Origin of the sequence: Bacteroides sp. 51, from assembly GCF_010500965.1 — a bacterium.
Lineage (GTDB): Bacteria > Bacteroidota > Bacteroidia > Bacteroidales > Bacteroidaceae > Bacteroides.
The window spans coordinates 1-540 of the sequence record NZ_QVMI01000108.1 but is presented as its reverse complement, the minus strand read 5'-3'; the positions used below and the strand labels follow the sequence as shown (position 1 = coordinate 540).

The 540-nt window shown below is 49.6% G+C and carries 1 protein-coding gene; it reads right to left on the bottom strand.

Translation table 11 applies throughout. The features are described 5' to 3' along the window. Nucleotides 1-242: 242 nt before the first annotated feature. Nucleotides 243-540 (bottom strand): tyrosine-type recombinase/integrase (locus D0T87_RS25240; RefSeq protein ID WP_163178653.1); only part of this gene is annotated, 298 nt, incomplete at its 5' end.

The following is a 540-nucleotide window of genomic DNA, read 5'->3' as shown; positions in this document are numbered from 1 at the left end:
GTAAGAAAATATTCCTAAATTTCTTCCGGATTTCTACCGGTTTTCTTCATTTTATAAGGGGACAGACAAAGCGGACAGGCAAAATCCGGTGACTATCGGAGAAATTATATCGCAATCACATCCTTCCGGGCACCAAAAGCTGACATAAGGACATGACTCGTCCTGCCCGGAAGAATGGTGATTCTGCCGGGTCCATTTTTCTTTACGCTTTATTTCCCTCTTTTTGGCCGCTTAAGCCCTTATCAAACCCTTGCCCTATGGTTCTGGATGGCCTGGATGACGCGCGCGTTGGCCTCATCCAGGGTGGAACCCGCTAGTGTACCCAGGTAAATACTCGTCGTCTTTTCCGAGCTATGGCCCAGGCATTCACTAAGAACCATTGTAGAGAGATTGATAAGCTTCCCGACGGTAGCCCAGGTGTGCCGCGCAACATGCGTACTTAGGGTTTTGGTAATCCCAGCCATAGCCGCCAGTCGTTTCAATCGGTTGTTCTGGGTGCGCAGGGCGCTTTCATACTGAACCAGTGAGGGTTTATCCGCA